The sequence below is a fragment of the Nocardioides sp. genome, from assembly GCF_024509035.1.
Lineage (GTDB): Bacteria > Actinomycetota > Actinomycetes > Propionibacteriales > Nocardioidaceae > Nocardioides.
Genome location: NZ_JANINT010000066.1, coordinates 18,923 through 36,721 on the forward strand (window position 1 = coordinate 18,923; position 17,799 = coordinate 36,721).

Here is a 17,799-nt window from a genome sequence, read left to right on the forward strand (position 1 = left end):
GTCGTTCCTCAGATGGGGCCGGGGCGGCCAGGTGGACGGGGGCCGATGTCGGGCACGGGGGAGAGCTCGTTGTCGAGCCGGGTGATCTCGATCGTGAAGGTGTTGATGTTGCCGGCGATCACGCCGGCGGAGGTGCCGGCGACGCGCAGCGACTCGCGCCACGAGATCTGGTAGGCGTCGGCGCCGGGGGAGACCGAGCCGGAGAACTCCCCACAGGCGGACTCGATCTTGCTCGCCTGGCTCAACACGGTCGAGGAGGCGGTCGTCAGCGCGTCCCGCACGCTGTTGAACCGGTCGATGAACGGCAGCGCAGCCGCCGGCTCCATCTTCACCTCGTCGGCCATCGGGTCTCCTTCAGGCAGGGTCGACGCCGTCGTAGCGACGGCTCCCCGGCTGCATACCCCGACGACAGCCGCCCCAAACCGGCGTACGCCGCCGTCGCGGTCACGGCGGCGGAGCACGGTGAACCCGCGGTGAACTAACCTCGACTCGATGTCCGAGCCAGCACCCCACCTCTCCGCCGTCGACCAGCTCATCGAGTCCGCAGTCGACGACGTCGGCGACGAGCTCATCGCCCTGCGGCGCGACCTGCACGCGCACCCGGAGCTGTCCTGGCGCGAGCTGCGCACCACCGCCCTGGTCGCGGCGCGGCTGAGGAAGGACGGCTGGAGGGTGACGGAGCTGGAGCGCAGCGGCCTGGTCGCCGACATCGGCGAGGACGGTCCGATCGTGGCCCTGCGCGCCGACCTCGACGCGCTGCCGGTGCCCGACCTGACGGGTGACCCGTGGGCCAGCACCGTCGAGGGCGTGACCCACGCGTGCGGCCACGACGTGCACACCTCCGCCCTGGTCGGCGCGGCGACCGCGATCAGCCGGTTGCACGAGCAGGGTCGGCTCCCGGGCCGGGTGCGGCTGCTGTTCCAGCCCGCCGAGGAGGTGATGCCCGGGGGAGCGCTCACGTTGATCGAGCTGGGCGCCCTCGACGGCGTCGACCAGCTCTTCGGCCTGCACTGCGACCCCACCCTCGACGTCGGTCAGGTGGGCCTGCGCGAGGGCCCGATCACCGGCGCCGCCGACCACCTCACGGTGACCCTCACCGGATCGGGTGGCCACACCTCCCGTCCGCACCTGACCGAGGACCTGACCTACGCCCTCGGCAAGGTCGTGACCGAGCTGCCGGCCATCCTGTCGCGACGGCTCGACCCGCGCTCGGGCGTGAGCGTCGTGTGGGGCATCGTGCGGGCGGGGTCGGCCCACAACGTCATCCCGTCGACCGGTCGGGTCGGCGGCACGGTCCGGATGCTCGACGCCATCGCGTGGTCCGAGGCCGAGAAGCTGGTGCCCCTCCTGGTCGAGCAGATCGTCGCGCCGTACGGCGTCCACGCGCAGGTCGACTACCAGCGCGGCGTGCCGCCGGTGGTCAACGACCTCGACTCCATCGTGCTGCTCGGTCGGGCGGTCGAGCGGGTGCTCGGCCCCGCCGGGCACGTGCCCACCCAGCAGAGCCTGGGCGGCGAGGACTTCGGCTGGTACCTCGACCGGGTGCGCGGCGCGATGGGCCGGCTCGGCACCCGGACGCCGGGCGGGCCGACCTACGACCTCCACCAGGGCAACCTGCGCGTCGACGACCGCGCGGTCGGCATCGGAGCCAAGGTGCTGGCGAGCGCGGCGACCGCCGCGCTCGCCAGCACCGACTGAGCCTGGATCCCGAGTCGGGCCTCAGCCCTTGATGTAGGGCACGCCGTCCGCCGCGGGTGCCCGCGACCTCCCGACCAGGCCGGCGACGGCGAAGATCGTGACGACGTAGGGCAGCATCAGCATGAACTGGCTCGGCACCGGCGACCCGATCACCGAGAGCACACCCTGCAGGTTGGACGCGAACCCGAACAGCAGGGCGGCCAGGGTCGCGCGGATCGGGTCCCACTTGCCGAAGATGACCGCCGCCAGCGCGATGTAGCCCGCGCCGCCGGTCATCTCCCGGTTGAACTGCGGCACCGACACCAAGGTGTAGAACGCCCCACCCATGCCGGCGATCGCGCCGGCGAGGATGATCGTGCGGTAGCGCGTGCGGTTGACCTTGATGCCGACGGTGTCGGCCGCGGTCGGGTGCTCGCCGACGGCGCGGACCCGCAGGCCCCACCGGGTGCGGTAGAGCGCCCAGGTCACCAGCGCCACGACGACGTACAGGATGTAGACGACGACGGTCTGGCGGAACAGGATCGGGCCGATCAGCGGGATGCCACCGAGCACCGGGATGTCGATCTTGTCGAACCGCGGCGGGTTGTTGAGCGACTCGGCGTTCGGGGCGAGCACCTGGCTGAACATGAAGCTCGTCAGGCCGATGATCAGCACGTTGAGCACCACGCCGACGATGACCTGGTCGACGAAGTAGCTGATCGCGAACAGGCCGAGCAGGAGCGCGACCAGCATGCCGGCGGCCATGGCGGCCAGCAGGCCGAACCAGGTGGTGCCGGTCATGGAACCGACCAGCGCCGCGGCGAACGCGCCGGCGAGCAGCTGCCCGTCGATCGCGATGTTGACGACGCCGGCCCGTTCGCCGAGCACGCCGCCGAGCGCACCGAAGACCAGCGGCACGGCGAGCGCCAGCGACCCGGCGAGGAGGCCGATCATGGGCAGCGTGGCACCGGCTGCGGCCCAGGTCAGGAACCCGAGCATCCACGAGATCGCGAAGATGACCACCAGCCACATCGGGGTGCGGCGCTCCTTGAGCAGCAGGGCTGCCGAGGCGGCGGTGCACAGGGCACACACGACCGTCAGCAGCCACGCGGTCGCGGCCGCCGGGACGGTCACCTCGGGCAGCTCGGCCCAGTCGTCGGCCGTCGCGAGCCGGAACGTGGTGTCACCCGACGTGTCCGTGAACAGCAGGATCAGGGCGAGGCCGAGGGTGGCCAGCCCGAAGATGACGGCCGGCTTGCGGTCGACGATCGTCGTGACTCCGGCGATCGGGGTCTGGTCGGTCGGCATGGTCACGTCGGTGCTCACTTCGCCTCCTTGGCGGGCAGCCGGAAGATCGCCTGGATCAGCGGCGGAGCCGCGATGAACAACACGATCAACGACTGCACGACCAGCACGATGTCGACCGGGATGTTCTGGGAGGCCTGCATGGCGAAGCCACCGGCCTTGAAGGCGCCGAAGAGCAGCCCGGCGCCGAGGATGCCCAGCGGACGGGACCGGCCCAGCAACGCGACCGTGATCGCGTCGAAGCCGATGCCGGCGTCGAGGTCGACACCGATGCCGCTGGTGACCGTGCCGAGCACCTGGTTGGCCCCGGCGAGGCCGACCAGCGCTCCCGCGATCAGCATCACCGTGGTGTAGGTGCGCCCCACGTTGATGCCGGCGGCCCGCGCGGCGTTCGGGTTGAGGCCGACCGCCCGGATCCGGAAGCCGAGGGCCGAGCGGTTCAGGATCCACCAGACGACCGCCACCGCGACGAGCGCGAGGAGGAAGCCCAGGTGGAGGTTGAACCGGTCACCGAGGAGCTTCGGCATGGTCGCCGACTCCTTCATCGGCAGCGACTTCGGGTTCAACGAGCCCGGAGCCTGCAGGAGGCTCTGCTCGGACAGCGCGTAGAACAGCAGGTAGAACGCGACGTAGTTGAGCATGATCGTCAAGATCACCTCGTGCGCGCCGGTGCGGGCCTTGAGGAATCCCGCCAGGCCGCCCCACACCGCGCCGGCCGCCATGCCGACCAGGATCGCCAGCGTGAGGTGGAGGGGCGCAGGCAGGTCGAACTGGTAGCCCACCCAGCCGGCCCCGGCTCCCGCCATCAGCATCTGGCCGCGGCCGCCGATGTTGAACATCGCGGCGCGGAACGCCAGACCGACGCCGAGGCCGGCCGCGATCAGCGGAGCCGCGAACTTGCAGGTCTCGGTGAGGGGCCGGATGTTCGTCTGGAAGTCGGTGCCGTTGGTGTTCCAGATCGAGCCGCGGAACAGCGCGGTGTAGGCGCCCCAGATCGCGTCCCACGCAGCGCTGAAGAAGTCACCGGGTGCGGCGAAGAAGTACTTCGACGCGTCGCGGACGGACTCGTCGGTGGCGGCGATCAGCAAGGAGCCGAAGACGACCGCGAGGAACACCGAGAGCACTGCCGTCGTCGTGCGCCCGGAGGCGATCTCGCGGAGCACGTCGTTCCAGCGGTGGTCGTCCTCGGACCTCTCCGGGGCCGCGACCGGCTCCTCGGTCTGGGTCGTGCCCTTGTCGGTCTCGTCGGTGCTCATGCAACGGCCCCTTCCGGACGCTCGCCGGTCATCATCAGGCCGAGCACCTCACGGGGAGTGTCGCTGGGGACGACGCCCACGACGCGGCCGCGGTAGAGGACCATGATCCGGTCCGCGAGCGCGACGACCTCGTCGAGCTCCGAGGAGACGACGAGCACGGGGACGCCGGCATCCCGGCCGGCCACGATCTGCTTGTGGATGAACTCGATCGACCCGACGTCGACGCCGCGGGTCGGTTGTGCGGCGACCAGCAGGCGCAGGTCGCGGGAGAGCTCGCGGGCGACCACGAGCTTCTGCTGGTTGCCGCCGGACAGCTGGCTGGCGAGCGTGCTGATGCCCGGGGCACGCACGTCGTACTCCTTGAGCTTGTCGTTGGCGAACTCGTGGAGCTGGTCGAGCCGCAACGACCCGTGGCTGACGAAGGGCTCGCTGTGGCTGCGGTTGAGCATCAGGTTCTCGGCGATCGTGAAGCCGCCGACCAGGCCGTCGGTCGTGCGGTCCTCGGGGATGAACCCGACGCCGGCCTCGAGGATCTGCCGCACGTTGCGGCCCACGAGCTCGGCACCGTCGAGCCGGATGGAGCCGCGGACGTGGTCCTGCAGGCCCAGCAGGGCCTCGGTCAGCTCGGTCTGGCCGTTGCCCTGGACACCGGCGACCGCAAGGATCTCGCCGCGCCTGATCGTGAAGCTCACGTCGTCGACGTGGATGCGCCCGAGGTCGTCGTGGACGGTGAGGCCCTCGACCACCAGAGCGTCCTCGCCGAGCTGGGGCTCGCCCTTCTGGACGGTCAGCTCCACCGGGCGGCCGACCATCATGGCGGCGAGCTCGGCGTTGGTGGCGTTGGGATCGGCTTCGCCCACCACCTTGCCCAGCCGGATCACCGTGATCTTGTCGGCGACCTCGCGCACCTCGCGCAGCTTGTGGGTGATGAAGACGATCGCCTTCCCGGCAGCCTTGAGCTGGCGCATGATCTCCATCAGCTCGTCGGTCTCCTGCGGGGTCAGCACCGCGGTCGGCTCATCGAAGATGAGCACCTCGGCGTCGCGGGAGAGCGCCTTGATGATCTCGACGCGCTGCTGGACCCCGACCGGGATGTCCTCGACGACAGCGTCGGGGTTGACGTCGAAGCCGAAGCGCTCGGAGATCTCCCGGACCCGCTCCTTGGCGGCCTGGGTGTCGAGGGAGCCGGCGAAGCCGGTGCTCTCGTTGCCGAGCATGACGTTCTCGGCGACGGTGAAGACCGGGATCAGCATGAAGTGCTGGTGCACCATGCCGATGCCCGCGGCCATCGCGTCGCCGGGGCCGGTGAAGTGCTGGACGACGCCGTCGAGCTCGATCTCGCCCTCGTCGGCCTGGTAGAGGCCGTAGAGCACGTTCATCAGGGTCGACTTGCCGGCGCCGTTCTCGCCGAGGAGGCAGTGGATCTCGCCTGACTCGACGGTGAGGGAGATGCGGTCGTTGGCGACCAGGCTCCCGAAGCGTTTGGTGATGCCACGGAGGACAAGCTGCATGGTGGGGATCCTAGATATCGACGGGGGCCAGGGAGCACGCAGGGGAGGCCGGGACGAGCCCGACCTCCCCCTGTGCTTGGGCTGGCAACGACCAGGGACTACTTCAGGTAGGAGTCGACCTTGATCGAACCGTCGATGATGCCCGCCTTCACCGTGTCGAGCTCGCCGGGCAGGCTCTCGGACACCTTGCTCTCGAAGTTGTGGAACGGCGCGATGCCGACGCCACCGTTCTCGAGCGTGCCGATGTACGGCGAGAAGTCGAACCCGCTGGTGCCCTTGCTGGCCGCCATGATGGCCTCGTAGGTCGAGACCTTCATGTTCTTCAGGATCGAGGTGAGCACCACGTCCTGGGTGTTCGGGTCGGTCTCGAAGAAGTCAGCGTCGACACCCACCAGCGCGACGTCCTTGCCCGTGGAGTCGATCGCCGTGAGCGCGCCCTGGTAGATCGGGCCGCCGACCGGCAGGATCACGTCGACGTCCTGGTCGAGCAGCTGGGTCGCGGTGTTGGTGGCCTTCTCGTTGGCCTCGAAGCCACCGGTGAACACACCCTTGTCGCCGCCCTCGAAGCCGACGACCTTGACGTCCTTGCCCTTCTCCTTGGAGTAGTACTCGGCGCCCTGCTTGAAGCCGTCCATGAAGATCGTGACGGTCGGGTACGGCTGGCCGCCGTAGGTGCCCACGACACCGGTCTTGGTGTAGTCGGCAGCGGCGTAGCCGGCGAGGAACGCGGCCTGCGCGGTGTCGTAGAGCAGCGGCTTGACGTTCTCGGCGTCCTTCTCACCGTTGAAGTCGTTGTCCGCCGCGTCGTCGATGAGGATGTAGATGATGTCGGGGTTCGCCTTGGCGGACTCGACGGTGGCCGCGGAGAGGGCGAAGCCGACGGTCACGATGGCGTTGCAGCCCTCGGCGACCAGGCTCTCCAGGTTCGGCGCGTAGTCGTTCTCGCTGTTGGACTCGACGGCCTTCAGTTCCACCCCGAGCTCGTCGGCGGCCTGCTTGGCGCCTTCGTAGCTGAGCTGGTTGAAGGACTTGTCGTCGAAGCCGCCCGCGTCGGAGACGATGCAGGGCAGGAAGTCGATGGCCTCGGTCGTCTCCGAGGTCTCGGTGCCGGTGCTCGGCTCGTTCCCAGCCTTCTCCTCGGGCTCGGAGCCACAAGCCGTCAGGATCGAAGCCGCGAGGAGCGCGGCGACGCTGCCGCTGACAGCCTTCCTCAAGTTGTTCACTACTGCCTCCAGTCATGGCCTCGACGGTTGCGAGGCGACGCTCCGCACGGTACCGAAGACGACGGTCGATGTCGGCTGATCCACCCAACGGTTACCATGTTGTGCTGTTGGTCCCATCACTTCCGGCCGGAGGTCCTTCTCACTTGAGCACTGACGCTGTGGCCGTCGACTGGGACCAGCTCCGCGAGGCGGCCGGGGACGCGATGGAGCGGGCCTATGCCCCCTATTCCGGGTATCGCGTCGGGGCCGCCGCGCTCGCCGAGGACGGCCGGCTCGTGGCCGGCTGCAACGTCGAGAACGCGGGGTACGGCGTGACGCTGTGCGCCGAGTGCGGGCTAGTCTCCCAGCTCCACCTCACCGGTGGGGGCCACCTGACGCACTTCGTGTGCGTCAACGGGGAGCGCGAGGTGATCATGCCGTGCGGACGTTGCCGCCAGCTGCTCTCCGAGAACGGCACGCGCGACCTGCAGCTGCTCACGCCCGAGGGGCTGCGCAGCATCGACGAGGTCCTGCCGCAGGCCTTCGGCCCGGCCGACCTGCAGCACTGACCTGCGACCCTGACAGCATGGGCCTGCAGCACCGCGCTGCAGCACTGACGCGCCCCCGCGCGTCGCACCGACCCCGAGGGGAGTGGAATGTCCGAGCACGACGCCGTCGAGGTGATCTCGGCCAAGCGCGACAAGCACGCGCTGAGCGACAGCCAGATCGACTGGGTGGTCGACGCCTACACCCGAGGCGTGGTCGCCGACGAGCAGATGTCCGCGCTCGCCATGGCGATCCTGCTCAACGGCATGGAGCGCCGCGAGATCGCGCGCTGGACCGCAGCGATGATCGCCTCCGGCGAGCGCATGGACTTCTCCGGCCTCTCGCGCCCGACGGCCGACAAGCACTCCACCGGCGGTGTCGGTGACAAGATCACGCTGCCGTTGGCGCCGCTGGTCGCTGCGTGCGGCGTCGCGGTCCCGCAGCTCTCCGGGCGCGGTCTGGGCCACACCGGCGGCACGCTGGACAAGCTCGAGTCCATCCCCGGCTGGCGCGCCGCGCTCAGCAACGACGAGATGCTCGAGCAGCTGGAGTCGGTCGGCGCGGTGATCTGCGCCGCCGGCGACGGGCTCGCTCCCGCCGACAAGAAGCTCTACGCCCTGCGCGACGTGACCGGGACCGTCGAGGCGATCCCGCTCATCGCGTCCTCGATCATGTCGAAGAAGATCGCCGAGGGCACGGGCTCGCTCGTGCTCGACGTGAAGGTCGGCACCGGTGCGTTCATGAAGCACGTCGACGCCGCGCGCGAGCTCGCCTCGACGATGGTCGCCCTCGGCAAGGACGCCGGCGTGCACACCGTCGCGCTGCTCACCGACATGTCCACGCCGCTGGGGCTGACCGCGGGCAACGCCATCGAGGTGGCCGAGTCGGTGGAGGTCCTCGCCGGGGGCGGACCGGCCGACGTGGTGGAGCTGACCCTCGCCCTGGCCCGGGAGATGCTGGCCGGCGCCGGACGCAGCGACATCGACCCGGCCGAGAAGCTCGCCGACGGGTCCGCGATGGACGCGTGGAAGGCGATGATCCGGGCTCAGGACGGCGACCCCGACGCCGAGCTGCCGGTGGCCCGCGAGAGCCACGTCGTGACGGCGCCGGCCTCCGGCGTGCTGACCCGGCTCGACGCGATGGCCGTCGGCCTGGCCGCGTGGCGTCTCGGCGCCGGCCGGGCCCGCAAGGAGGACCCGGTGCAGGCCGGCGCCGGCGTCGTCTGGCACGCCCGCCCGGGCGACGAGGTCACCGCGGGCCAGCCGCTGTTCACGCTGCTGACCGACGACGAGCACCGCTTCGAGCGCGCGCTGGCCTCGCTCGAGGGCGGCTACGACATCGCGGCCGACGCCTCGTCGTACACCCCCGCGCCCCTCGTCATCGACCGCATCAGCTGACTCGGCGTCGACGCGGGTCAGGGGAGGAGCAGGACGACGGTCTCGGCGACGCAGGCGGGCTTGGACTCGCCCTCGATCTCGATCGTGTAGCGCAGCGTGAGCTGCTTGCCGGCCGGGAGGTCGGCCACGTCGGCGAGCGTGACGTGGGCGCGGACCCGCTTGCCGACCAGCACCGGGTGGGGGAACCGGACCTTGTTGACGCCGTAGTTCAGCTTGGCGCCGGGGGTCTCGAGCGCGAACACCTCGCTGCCGAGGAACGGCACCAGCGACAGCGTGAGGTAGCCGTGGGCGATCGTGCCGCCGAACGGGCCGGTGGCGGCCCGCTCGGGGTCGACGTGGATCCACTGGTGGTCACCGGTGGCGTCGGCGAACCGGTCGACCCGGTCCTGCTCGATCGTGAGCCACTCGGAGGTCCCGAGCTCCTCGCCGCTCGCGGCGGCGACCTCGTCCAGGGTCGTGAAGACGCGCATGGCGCGAAACCTACCGGTCGGCCGTTCGGTGCGCGCACCGCGCCCGGTTGGTGAAAGGATCGCGCCATGACCGCGTCCCCGAACCCGACCCCGACCCTCGACCAGGTGCGTCGGGCGCCCAAGGCGCTGCTGCACGACCACCTCGACGGGGGCCTGCGCCCGCAGTCGATCATCGAGCTGGCCGCCGAGGTCGGCCACCAGCTGCCCGAGGTCGAGGGCGACATGTCCGCCGAGTCGCTCGGCCGCTGGTTCGCCGAGGCCGCCGACTCCGGCACGCTGGAGCGCTACCTCGAGACCTTCGACCACACCGTCGCGGTGATGCAGACCGCGTCGGCGCTGACCCGCGTGGCCCGCGAGTGCGTCGAGGACCTGGTCGCCGACGGGGTCGTGTACGCCGAGGTCCGCTACGCCCCCGAGCAGCACCTGACCCAGGGCCTCAGCCTGGACGAGGTCGTCGCGGCCGTGCAGGAGGGGTTCGACCAGGGTGTCGAGGCGGCCGGCGGCCGGATCGTCGTGCGCCAGCTGCTCACGGCGATGCGCCACATGGCGCGCTCGATGGAGATCGCCCACCTCGCGATCGCGTGGCGCGACCGGGGCGTCGCGGGCTTCGACATCGCGGGCGCCGAGGCCGGCTACCCTCCCACCCGCCACCTCGACGCGTTCGAGTACCTCCAGCGCGAGAACGCCCACTTCACCATCCACGCGGGGGAGGGCTTCGGACTGCCCTCGATCTGGCAGGCCATCCAGTGGTGCGGTGCCGACCGGCTCGGCCACGGCGTGCGGATCATCGACGACATCACGGTCGGCCCCGACGGCGACGTGACCCTCGGTCGGCTGGCGGCGTACGTGCGCGACAAGCGCATCCCGCTGGAGATGTGTCCCTGGTCGAACGTGCAGACCGGCGCCGCGCCCTCGATCGCCGAGCACCCGATCGGCCTGCTGAAGCGGCTCGGCTTCCGGGTCACGGTCAACACCGACAACCGGCTGATGAGCCGCACGTCGGTCACCCACGAGATGTGGTCGCTGGTCGAGGCGTTCGGCTACGGGCTGCGCGACCTCGAGTGGTTCACGATCAACGCGATGAAGTCGGCGTTCCTGCCCTTCGACGAGCGGCTGGCCCTGATCAACGACCTGATCAAGCCCGAGTACCGCGCGCTGCGAGACGAGCTGGAGTGAGCATCCACCCGCTCCCGTCCGTGCTGCTCCTCGGGTCCGGGGCGGTGCTGCTGGTCGTCGCGGCGGTGCTGTTCGCGCGGGGCGTGCGGCAGCGCCGGATCGCCGAGGGCTTCCGGGAGCGGGCCGTCGAGACGCAGGCCGAGGTCGTCGGCCTCGAGGTCAAGGACGTCGGCCTGGGGTCCTCGCCCGACACCCGCTACTTCCTCCGGGTGCGGTTCGCCCCGGAGGGCGGGGCACCGGTCGAGGCGGAGACGCTCACCGACGCGCCGTACCCGCCGCCGCGGGTCGGGGACCGGGTGACCGTGGCCTACGACCCCGAGCATCCCGCACGCGTCGACCTGGTCGCGACCGAGCGCACCGTCGAGGGTGCGGGACGTACGTCGTTCCTGCTGGCGTGGCTGACCCTCGCGGTGGCGCTGGCGACCCCGGCCGCCTGGCTGGTCCTGGTGCTCGTCGTCTGGACGAGCTGACCCGGACGCGACCCGTCAGTCGGGCAGGATCGCCCACCAGGCGTGGTCCCACCCGGCGAGCCCGACCCGGCCGCTGGCGAACTCCGCGCGGGAGACGTCCATGAGCCGACCGCGCGCCGGCTCGTAGAACCGCAGCGCGCCGTCGTGCTCGCCCAGCGCGAGGACGACGTGGCGGGGCAGCCACCGGCTGCCGATGTAGACCGGCACGGGCTGTCGGCGCCGGGTGGCGGCGACGACCGCGTCGTAGCCGGGTCCCGCGGCGGTGCGGATCCAGCGGACCTCCCGCTCGCCGAGCTGGCGGGCCACCGCCCACGGGGGCGTGCCGAGCGAGCGCGGCCAGGGCAGCTGGAGGTGACCGCGGTCGACGGTCGCCGTCACCCGCCGGTGCATCGCGAGGACCTCCTCGCGGAACCGATCGGGCACCGACGGAGCGGCGCCGATGTACTCGCCGTAGGAGTGGTCGAGGATCATCTGCGAGACGACGAGCACCGTGGCGCCGCACGAGACCCGGTCGGGCTGCGTGAGGCGCTCGCGGAAGACCCGCTCCGGCCAGTCCTCGCTCATCGGCCCTCGCTCATCGGTCCTCGCTCATCGGTCCTCGCCCACCGCGCTCCGGCGGGCCAGCGCGGTGACCGCGGCGTACCCCTGGTCGGGAGTCACCGGGGCACAGCCCCGGGAGACCGCGTGGGCGACCACGCGGCGCTGGGCGTGCATGAGGGCCAGGCCGCGGCGCACGAGCACCCGCGGCGGCTTGCGGTGCTCGCGCAGGTCGCGGGTCAGCCGGCGCCAGAACGTCACCAGCGGGTGCTGGCGCACGCAGTACGCCGCCGCCAGCTGGCCGGTCTCGCCGACGTGCGGCACGACCTCCTGGGCGAAGATCCCCTCGGCGACGAACAGGTCGGACCCGTGCAGGTCGAGGGTGTGCACCCCGCAGCGGCCGTCCCGGGCGATGTCGTAGACGGGCACCTCGGCGCTGCCCTGACGGCACAGCGTGTCGAGCGCGGCGAGCGCGTCCTCGAGCCACCACGACCGCGGATCGTCCCAGTCGACGAGCCCGGCGTTGGCTCCCTCGGTGATGCGGGGGAGCGTCGGGTCGTCGCCGTTCTTGTAGAAGTCGTCCAGTCGCAGGACGGGGAGACCGATGCGCTCGGCGAGACGGGACTTGCCCGCTCCCGAGGGTCCGGCCAGGACGATCACACGTGCAAGCACGGGCAGGTCATACCCCGATCGGGTGCCAGACGGTCTTGGTCTCGAGGAACGCCGTCATCGGCTCGAGACCCGGGTCCAGCAGCCAGTCGGGCTCGGCGGCCGGCGCGCGGCGTACGCGCTTGAGGTTGTCGGCCGCGGCGACCTCGAGGTCGGCGGCGAGCCCGGCGTCACCGGCGATCCCGGTCAGGTCGATGGCATTGACGTCCATGTGCGCGGCCAGCCAGGGGCCCACCGTCGCGGCCGACCCGGTCAGGATGTTGACCACGCCACCGGGCACGTCGGAGGTCGCCAGCACCTCGGCGAACGTCACCGCCGGCAGCGGCCGCTCGTAGGAGGACACGACCACCGTCGTGTTGCCGGTGACGATCACCGGAGCGACCACGCTCACCAGCCCGAGCAACGAGGAGTCCTGCGGCGCGAGCACCGCGACCACGCCGGTCGGCTCAGGCGTCGAGAGGTTGAAGAACGGCCCGGCGACCGGGTTGGCGTTGCCGACGACCTGGGTGATCTTGTCGGCCCACCCGGCGTACCAGACCAGACGGTCGATGGCCTCGTCGACGACCCCACCGGCCTTGGCAGCCGAGAGGCCCTCGGACTGGCTGACCGCCTGCACGAACTGCGGGCGGCGGTCCTCCATGACCTCGGCGATGCGGTAGATGATCTGCGCACGGTTGTACGCCGTGCGGCTCGACCAGCCACCGAACGCCTTGCGGGCCGCGCCCACGGCGTCGCGCGCGTCCTTGCGGGAGGCGAGAGCGGCGTTGGCCACGAACTTCCCCTTGCTGTCGAGGACCTCGTAGGTGTAGCTCGACTCCGACCGGGGGAACGCGCCCCCGATGTAGAGCTTGTAGGTCTTGCGGACGTCGATGCGGCTCACTTGAGGTATGCCTCCAGACCGTGGCGGCCACCCTCGCGGCCGTAGCCCGACTCCTTGTAGCCACCGAACGGGCTGGTCGGGTCGAACTTGTTGAACGTGTTGGCCCAGACCACGCCGGCGCGCAGCGAGCTGGCCATCTTGAGGATCAGCGAGCCCTTGTCGGTCCACACCCCGGCCGAGAGGCCGTACGGCGTGTTGTTGGCCTTCTCGAGCGCCTCGGCGGGCGTGCGGAAGGTGAGCACCGAGAGCACCGGGCCGAAGATCTCCTCGCGCGCGATGCGGTGGGCCTGCGAGACGCCGGTGAACAGGGTCGGGGGGAACCAGAAGCCCTTGGTGGGCAGGTCGCAGGCGACCTCCCAACGCTCGGCGCCCTCGGCGTCGCCGACCTCGGAGAGCTCGCGGATGCGCTTGAGCTGCTCGCCGGAGTTGATCGCGCCGATGTCGGTGTTCTTGTCGAGCGGGTCGCCCATGCGCAGCGTCGACATCCGCGACTTGAGCCGCTCGAGCAGGTCGTCGACGATGCTCTCCTGCACCAGCAGCCGGGAGCCCGCGCAGCAGACGTGGCCCTGGTTGAAGAAGATGCCGTCGACGATGCCCTCGACGGCCTGGTCGATCGGCGCGTCGTCGAACACGATGTTGGCGGCCTTGCCGCCGAGCTCGAGAGTGACGCGCTTGTGCGTGCCGGCCACCGAGCGCGCGATGGCCTTGCCGACCTCGGTCGACCCGGTGAACGCGACCTTGTCGACGCCCGGGTGACCCACGAGGGCCTGACCGGTCGCACCGGCGCCGGTGACGATGTTGACCACGCCCGGCGGGAGGTCGGCCTGCTGGCAGATCTCCGCGAACAGCAGCGCGGTCAGCGGCGTCGTCTCGGCCGGCTTGAGCACGACGGTGTTGCCGCAGGCCAGCGCGGGCGCGACCTTCCACGCCAGCATCAGCAGCGGGAAGTTCCACGGGATCACCTGAGCCGCGACGCCCAGGGGCTGCGGGTCGTCTCCACGACCGGCGTACTCGAGCTTGTCGGCCCAGCCGGCGTAGTAGAAGAAGTGCGCGGCGACCGTCGGGACGTCGACGTCGCGCGACTCCTTGATCGGCTTGCCGTTGTCGAGGGACTCCAGCACCGCGAGCTCGCGGCTGCGCTCCTGGATGATCCGCGCGATCCGATAGAGGTACTTGGCGCGCTCGCGACCGGGCATCCGCGACCAGACGCGGTCGTAGGCGCGGCGAGCGACCTTGACCGCGGCGTCGATGTCGGCCTCGTCGGCCTCGGCGACCTCGGCGAGGACCTCCTCGGTCGCGGGGCTGATCGTCTTGAACGGCGTGCCGTGACCCTCGACGAACTGGCCGTCGACGAACAGGCCGTACGACGGCTTGATGTCGACGATCGCGCGGGACTCGAGGGCCGGGGCGTACTCAAAAGGCATGGGTATCAGTCCAGCGTGAAGTAGTCGGGACCGGAGTAGCGGCCGGTCTTCATCTTGGTGCGTTGCATGAGCAGGTCGTTGAGCAGGGTGGAGGCGCCGAAACGGAACCAGTCCGGGTCGAGCCAGTCGTCGCCGGCGACCTCGTTGACCATCACGAGGTACTTGATCGCGTCCTTGGCGGTGCGGATGCCGCCGGCGGGCTTCACGCCGACCATCTGGCCGGTCATCGCGCGGTAGTCGCGCACGGCCTGCAGCATCACCAATGTCACCGGGAGCGTCGCCGCGGGCTGGACCTTGCCGGTCGAGGTCTTGATGAAGTGCGCGCCGGCCATCATCGCCAGCCAGCTCGCGCGGCGGACGTTGTCGTAGGTCTGCAGCTCGCCGGTCTCGAAGATCACCTTGAGGTGGGCGTCCTCGCCGTCCTGCCGGCGGCAGGCGTCGCGGACGGCGACGATCTCGTCGAAGACGTGCTGGTAGCGGCCGGCGAGGAAGGCGCCACGGTCGATGACCATGTCGATCTCGTCGGCGCCGGCCTCCACGGCGTCGCGTACGTCGGCCAGCTTGATGTCGAGGGCCGCGCGGCCGCTCGGGAAGGCCGTCGCCACGGCCGCGACGTGGACACCGCTGGTGCCGAGGGTCTCCTTGGCGACGGCCACCATGTCGGGGTAGACGCACACCGCGGCGGTCGACGGGCAGGTCGGGTCGGCGGGGTCGGGCCGGATCGCCTTGGCCGAGAGCGCGCGCACCTTGCCGGGGGTGTCCTGGCCCTCCAGGGTGGTCAGGTCGACCATCCGGATCGCCAGGTCGAGCGCGAACTCCTTGGCCGAGGTCTTGATCGACCGCGTCGCGAGCCCGGCGGCCCGGGCCTCCGCGCCGACCTGGTCGACCCCTGGCAGACCGTGGAGGAACCGCCGGAGCGAGGCCTCCGATCCGGTGACGTCCTCGAGGATCGTGGGAGTGCTGCTCACCGGCCCAGCATAGGGTTGACCGCGCCATGGACCACAACCGAGAGAGCATCGCGATGACCGACCCGGCCGCCCAGGACGTCGTCCAGCGGTTCCACGCGACCAACGGCCGGGTCAGCGGCTACGTCGGACTGGCCGCCGCGGCGATCATCCTGGTGCTCGCGGTGCGATCGTGGAGCGGCGAGCACGCCCCGGTGGTCGCGATCGCCGCGGTCCTCGGAGGGGTGCTCGTGTGGGTCGCGCTCCTGCGGCCGGCGCTGTGGGCCACGCGCGACCACCTGGTCATGCGCAACTTGCTCCACACCGACCACCTCCCGCTCGGCGCGATCACGAAGGTCGTCGTCGGGCAGGTGCTCGCGGTCTCGGTCGGCGGCAAGCGCTACGCCTCTCCGGTCGTCGCCTACACCGCACGCCAGACGCTGCGGTCGAGGCGGGCGCGCGACAAGACACCCGAGACGGCGGCCACCAGCTATCCGATGTTCGTGGAGGAGCGGATCACCCACCTCGCCGCCGAGCACCGTGAGCTGCACGGCGCCACCGACGAGCGCGTACGCCGCACGTGGGCCTGGCCCGAGATCGCGGCCGTGCTCGCCCTGTCCGTCGCGCTCGTGGTCGCGATCGTCCTCTAGATGCCTAGATCCCGGCTGCGGCCTTGATGCCGTCGCGCACCGCGTCGAGGCGACCGGCCGCGACGATGCGAGCGGCGTCGACGCCACCCTCGCTGTCGACCGGCACCACGACCTCGAGGTAGCACTTCAGCTTCGGCTCCGTGCCGCTCGGGCGCACGACGACCCGCGCACCGTCGGCGAGGTGGTAGCGCAGCCCCTCGGTCGGCGGCAGGTCCGGCCCGCCGAGGCTGAGGTCGTCGACGCGCTCGACTGCGAGCCCGCCGAGCTCGGTCGGCGGAGTGGCACGCAGCCGGGCCATCGCGGCCGCGATCTCGCCGAGGTCGGAGACCCGGACCGAGAGCTGGTCGGTGGCGTGCAGCCCGTGCTCGACCGCGATGTCGTCGAGCAGGTCGACGAGCGTGCGGCCCTCGGCCTTGGCGGCAGCGGCGAGCTCGCAGAGCAGCAGCAGCGCTGAGACGCCGTCCTTGTCCTTCACGTGCTCGGGGTCGACGCAGTAGCCCAGCGCCTCCTCGTAGCCGAAGGCCAGGCCCTCCACGCGGCCGATCCACTTGAAGCCGGTCAGGGTCTCGGCGTACGGCTGGCCCGCGGCGGCGGCCATCTTGCCGAGCAGGCTCGAGGACACGATGCTCGTCGCGTAGGTGCCCTGCTTGCCGCGGCTCAGCAGCCCGTGCGCCAGGAGCGCGCCCACCTCGTCACCACGCAGCATCCGCCAGCCCTGGGGGCCGGGCACCGCCGCCGCACAGCGGTCGGCGTCGGGGTCGTTGGCCACCACGAGGTCGGCCCGGCGCGCCTCGGCGAGCGCCATCGCGAGGTCCATCGCCCCCGGCTCCTCGGGGTTGGGGAAGGCCACGGTCGGGAAGTCGGGGTCGGGTTGCTCCTGCTGCTCGACGACCGCCGGCTCGGAGAAGCCGGCCGCCTCCAGCACGCGCTGGACGGTGGTGCCGCCGACGCCGTGCAGCGGGGTGTAGACGATCGAGAGGTCGCGGGGCCCGTCCTCGGCCAGCCCGGCGATCGTGTCGAGGTAGCGGTCGACGATCTCCTCGTCGAGCGTGGTGCCGGCACCACCGCGCGGCACGCCGGCGAGCGGGCCGACCGCGGCGATGCGCGCCGCGATCTCGGCGTCGGCCGGAGGAACGATCTGGCTGCCGTCTCCGAGGTAGACCTTGTAGCCGTTGTCCTGCGGCGGGTTGTGGCTCGCGGTCACCATGACGCCCGCGACACAGCCGAGCTCGCGGATCGCGAACGCGAGCAGCGGGGTCGGCAGCGGGCGGGGTAGGAGGTAGGCCGTGAGCCCCGCTCCGGTCATCACCTCGGCCGTGTCGCGCGCGAACACGTCGGAGTTGTGGCGCGCGTCGTAGCCGATCACGACCGCGCCACGCCCGGCGCCCGGGTCGTGCAGGGCCTTCTCGATCAGGTACGCCGCGAGGCCCGCCGCGGCGCGGGTCACGACGATCCGGTTCATCCGGTTGGAGCCCGCGCCCAGCGCGCCGCGCAGCCCGGCGGTGCCGAACTCCAGGGTCCCGTCGAAGCGGTCGCGCAGGTCGGTGGCGTCACCGCCGGCCTCGACGTCCGCGATCACCGCCTCGAGCTCCGCGCGGGTCTGGTCGTCGGGGTCCTGGGCCGCCCAGGCGCGGGCGGTCTCGAGCAGGGCGCTCACTTCGGGGTGCACATCGGCGGACGTCATA

General features: G+C 71.2%; 18 protein-coding genes. 6 read left to right on the forward strand and 12 right to left on the reverse strand.

Annotated elements, in window-relative coordinates; genetic code table 11:
- Positions 1 to 8: 8 nt before the first annotated feature.
- On the reverse strand, positions 9 to 344 hold the full coding sequence (locus tag Q0L15_RS05935) for a hypothetical protein (RefSeq protein WP_296602935.1): 336 nt from the start codon (positions 342 to 344) through the stop codon (positions 9 to 11).
- 148 nt (positions 345 to 492) lie between these two features.
- Here Q0L15_RS05935 and Q0L15_RS05940 point away from each other — a divergent pair, with 148 nt between their 5' ends.
- Positions 493 to 1,698, forward strand: a complete 1,206-nt coding sequence (locus Q0L15_RS05940; RefSeq protein WP_296602937.1) for an amidohydrolase — start codon at positions 493 to 495, stop codon at positions 1,696 to 1,698.
- Between the two features lie 21 nt (positions 1,699 to 1,719).
- Here Q0L15_RS05940 and Q0L15_RS05945 read toward each other — a convergent pair whose 3' ends face one another.
- From Q0L15_RS05945 to Q0L15_RS05960, 4 genes are all read right to left on the reverse strand, one after another.
- Positions 1,720 to 3,003, reverse strand: coding sequence for an ABC transporter permease (locus Q0L15_RS05945; protein ID WP_296602939.1), 1,284 nt, complete (start codon positions 3,001 to 3,003; stop codon positions 1,720 to 1,722).
- On the reverse strand, positions 3,000 to 4,238 hold the full coding sequence (locus Q0L15_RS05950) for an ABC transporter permease (protein WP_296602940.1): 1,239 nt from the start codon (positions 4,236 to 4,238) through the stop codon (positions 3,000 to 3,002). The genes Q0L15_RS05945 and Q0L15_RS05950 overlap by 4 nt, the downstream gene beginning before the upstream one ends.
- On the reverse strand, positions 4,235 to 5,749 hold the full coding sequence (locus Q0L15_RS05955) for an ABC transporter ATP-binding protein (RefSeq protein ID WP_296602941.1): 1,515 nt from the start codon (positions 5,747 to 5,749) through the stop codon (positions 4,235 to 4,237). The genes Q0L15_RS05950 and Q0L15_RS05955 overlap by 4 nt, the downstream gene beginning before the upstream one ends.
- Positions 5,750 to 5,847: 98 nt before the next feature.
- A complete protein-coding gene (locus Q0L15_RS05960; protein WP_296602943.1) occupies positions 5,848 to 6,972 on the reverse strand; it encodes a BMP family ABC transporter substrate-binding protein in 1,125 nt (374 codons plus the stop codon).
- 158 nt (positions 6,973 to 7,130) lie between these two features.
- On the opposite strand from Q0L15_RS05960, the gene Q0L15_RS05965 reads away from it, so the two are divergent.
- The gene (locus Q0L15_RS05965; protein ID WP_296602987.1) at positions 7,131 to 7,520 is read left to right on the forward strand and encodes a cytidine deaminase; all 390 of its coding nucleotides are present in this window, start codon (positions 7,131 to 7,133) and stop codon (positions 7,518 to 7,520) included.
- A gap of 87 nt (positions 7,521 to 7,607) precedes the next feature.
- On the forward strand, positions 7,608 to 8,894 hold the full coding sequence (locus Q0L15_RS05970; protein WP_296602944.1) for a thymidine phosphorylase: 1,287 nt from the start codon (positions 7,608 to 7,610) through the stop codon (positions 8,892 to 8,894).
- A 17-nt stretch (positions 8,895 to 8,911) separates the two neighbouring features.
- On the opposite strand, the gene Q0L15_RS05975 is transcribed toward Q0L15_RS05970, so the two are convergent.
- Complete coding sequence (locus Q0L15_RS05975; RefSeq protein ID WP_296602945.1) at positions 8,912 to 9,364, reverse strand: MaoC family dehydratase; 453 nt, start codon at positions 9,362 to 9,364, stop codon at positions 8,912 to 8,914.
- Positions 9,365 to 9,430: 66 nt separating this feature from the next.
- On the opposite strand from Q0L15_RS05975, the gene Q0L15_RS05980 reads away from it, so the two are divergent.
- Complete coding sequence (locus tag Q0L15_RS05980; protein WP_296602946.1) at positions 9,431 to 10,540, forward strand: adenosine deaminase; 1,110 nt, start codon at positions 9,431 to 9,433, stop codon at positions 10,538 to 10,540.
- Positions 10,537 to 11,010, forward strand: a complete 474-nt coding sequence (locus tag Q0L15_RS05985; protein WP_296602947.1) for a DUF3592 domain-containing protein — start codon at positions 10,537 to 10,539, stop codon at positions 11,008 to 11,010. The genes Q0L15_RS05980 and Q0L15_RS05985 overlap by 4 nt, the downstream gene beginning before the upstream one ends.
- Positions 11,011 to 11,025: 15 nt before the next feature.
- Here Q0L15_RS05985 and Q0L15_RS05990 read toward each other — a convergent pair whose 3' ends face one another.
- Genes Q0L15_RS05990 through deoC form a run of 5 tightly spaced genes read right to left on the reverse strand, consistent with a single transcriptional unit; the run spans position 11,026 to position 15,488 of the window.
- On the reverse strand, positions 11,026 to 11,574 hold the full coding sequence (locus Q0L15_RS05990; protein ID WP_296602948.1) for a hypothetical protein: 549 nt from the start codon (positions 11,572 to 11,574) through the stop codon (positions 11,026 to 11,028).
- Between the two features lie 24 nt (positions 11,575 to 11,598).
- Positions 11,599 to 12,219 carry an ATP-binding protein gene (locus Q0L15_RS05995; protein WP_296602950.1) on the reverse strand — a complete coding sequence of 207 codons (621 nt, stop codon included), beginning with the start codon at positions 12,217 to 12,219 and terminating at the stop codon, positions 11,599 to 11,601.
- 7 nt (positions 12,220 to 12,226) lie between these two features.
- Positions 12,227 to 13,096, reverse strand: a complete 870-nt coding sequence (locus tag Q0L15_RS06000; protein WP_296602952.1) for an aldehyde dehydrogenase family protein — start codon at positions 13,094 to 13,096, stop codon at positions 12,227 to 12,229.
- A complete protein-coding gene (locus tag Q0L15_RS06005) occupies positions 13,093 to 14,520 on the reverse strand; it encodes an aldehyde dehydrogenase family protein (RefSeq protein ID WP_296602954.1) in 1,428 nt (475 codons plus the stop codon). Before Q0L15_RS06005 ends, Q0L15_RS06000 begins: the two co-directional genes overlap by 4 nt.
- A 5-nt stretch (positions 14,521 to 14,525) precedes the next feature.
- Positions 14,526 to 15,488, reverse strand: a complete 963-nt coding sequence (deoC, locus tag Q0L15_RS06010) for a deoxyribose-phosphate aldolase (protein WP_296602956.1) — start codon at positions 15,486 to 15,488, stop codon at positions 14,526 to 14,528.
- 26 nt (positions 15,489 to 15,514) lie between these two features.
- Between deoC and Q0L15_RS06015 the strand changes: the two genes are divergently transcribed.
- Positions 15,515 to 16,114 carry a hypothetical protein gene (locus tag Q0L15_RS06015; RefSeq protein ID WP_296602959.1) on the forward strand — a complete coding sequence of 200 codons (600 nt, stop codon included), beginning with the start codon at positions 15,515 to 15,517 and terminating at the stop codon, positions 16,112 to 16,114.
- A 4-nt stretch (positions 16,115 to 16,118) separates the two neighbouring features.
- On the opposite strand, the gene Q0L15_RS06020 is transcribed toward Q0L15_RS06015, so the two are convergent.
- Entirely contained in the window at positions 16,119 to 17,798 is a 1,680-nt protein-coding gene (locus Q0L15_RS06020; protein ID WP_296602961.1) for a phospho-sugar mutase, read from the reverse strand.
- Position 17,799: the final 1 nt, after the last annotated feature.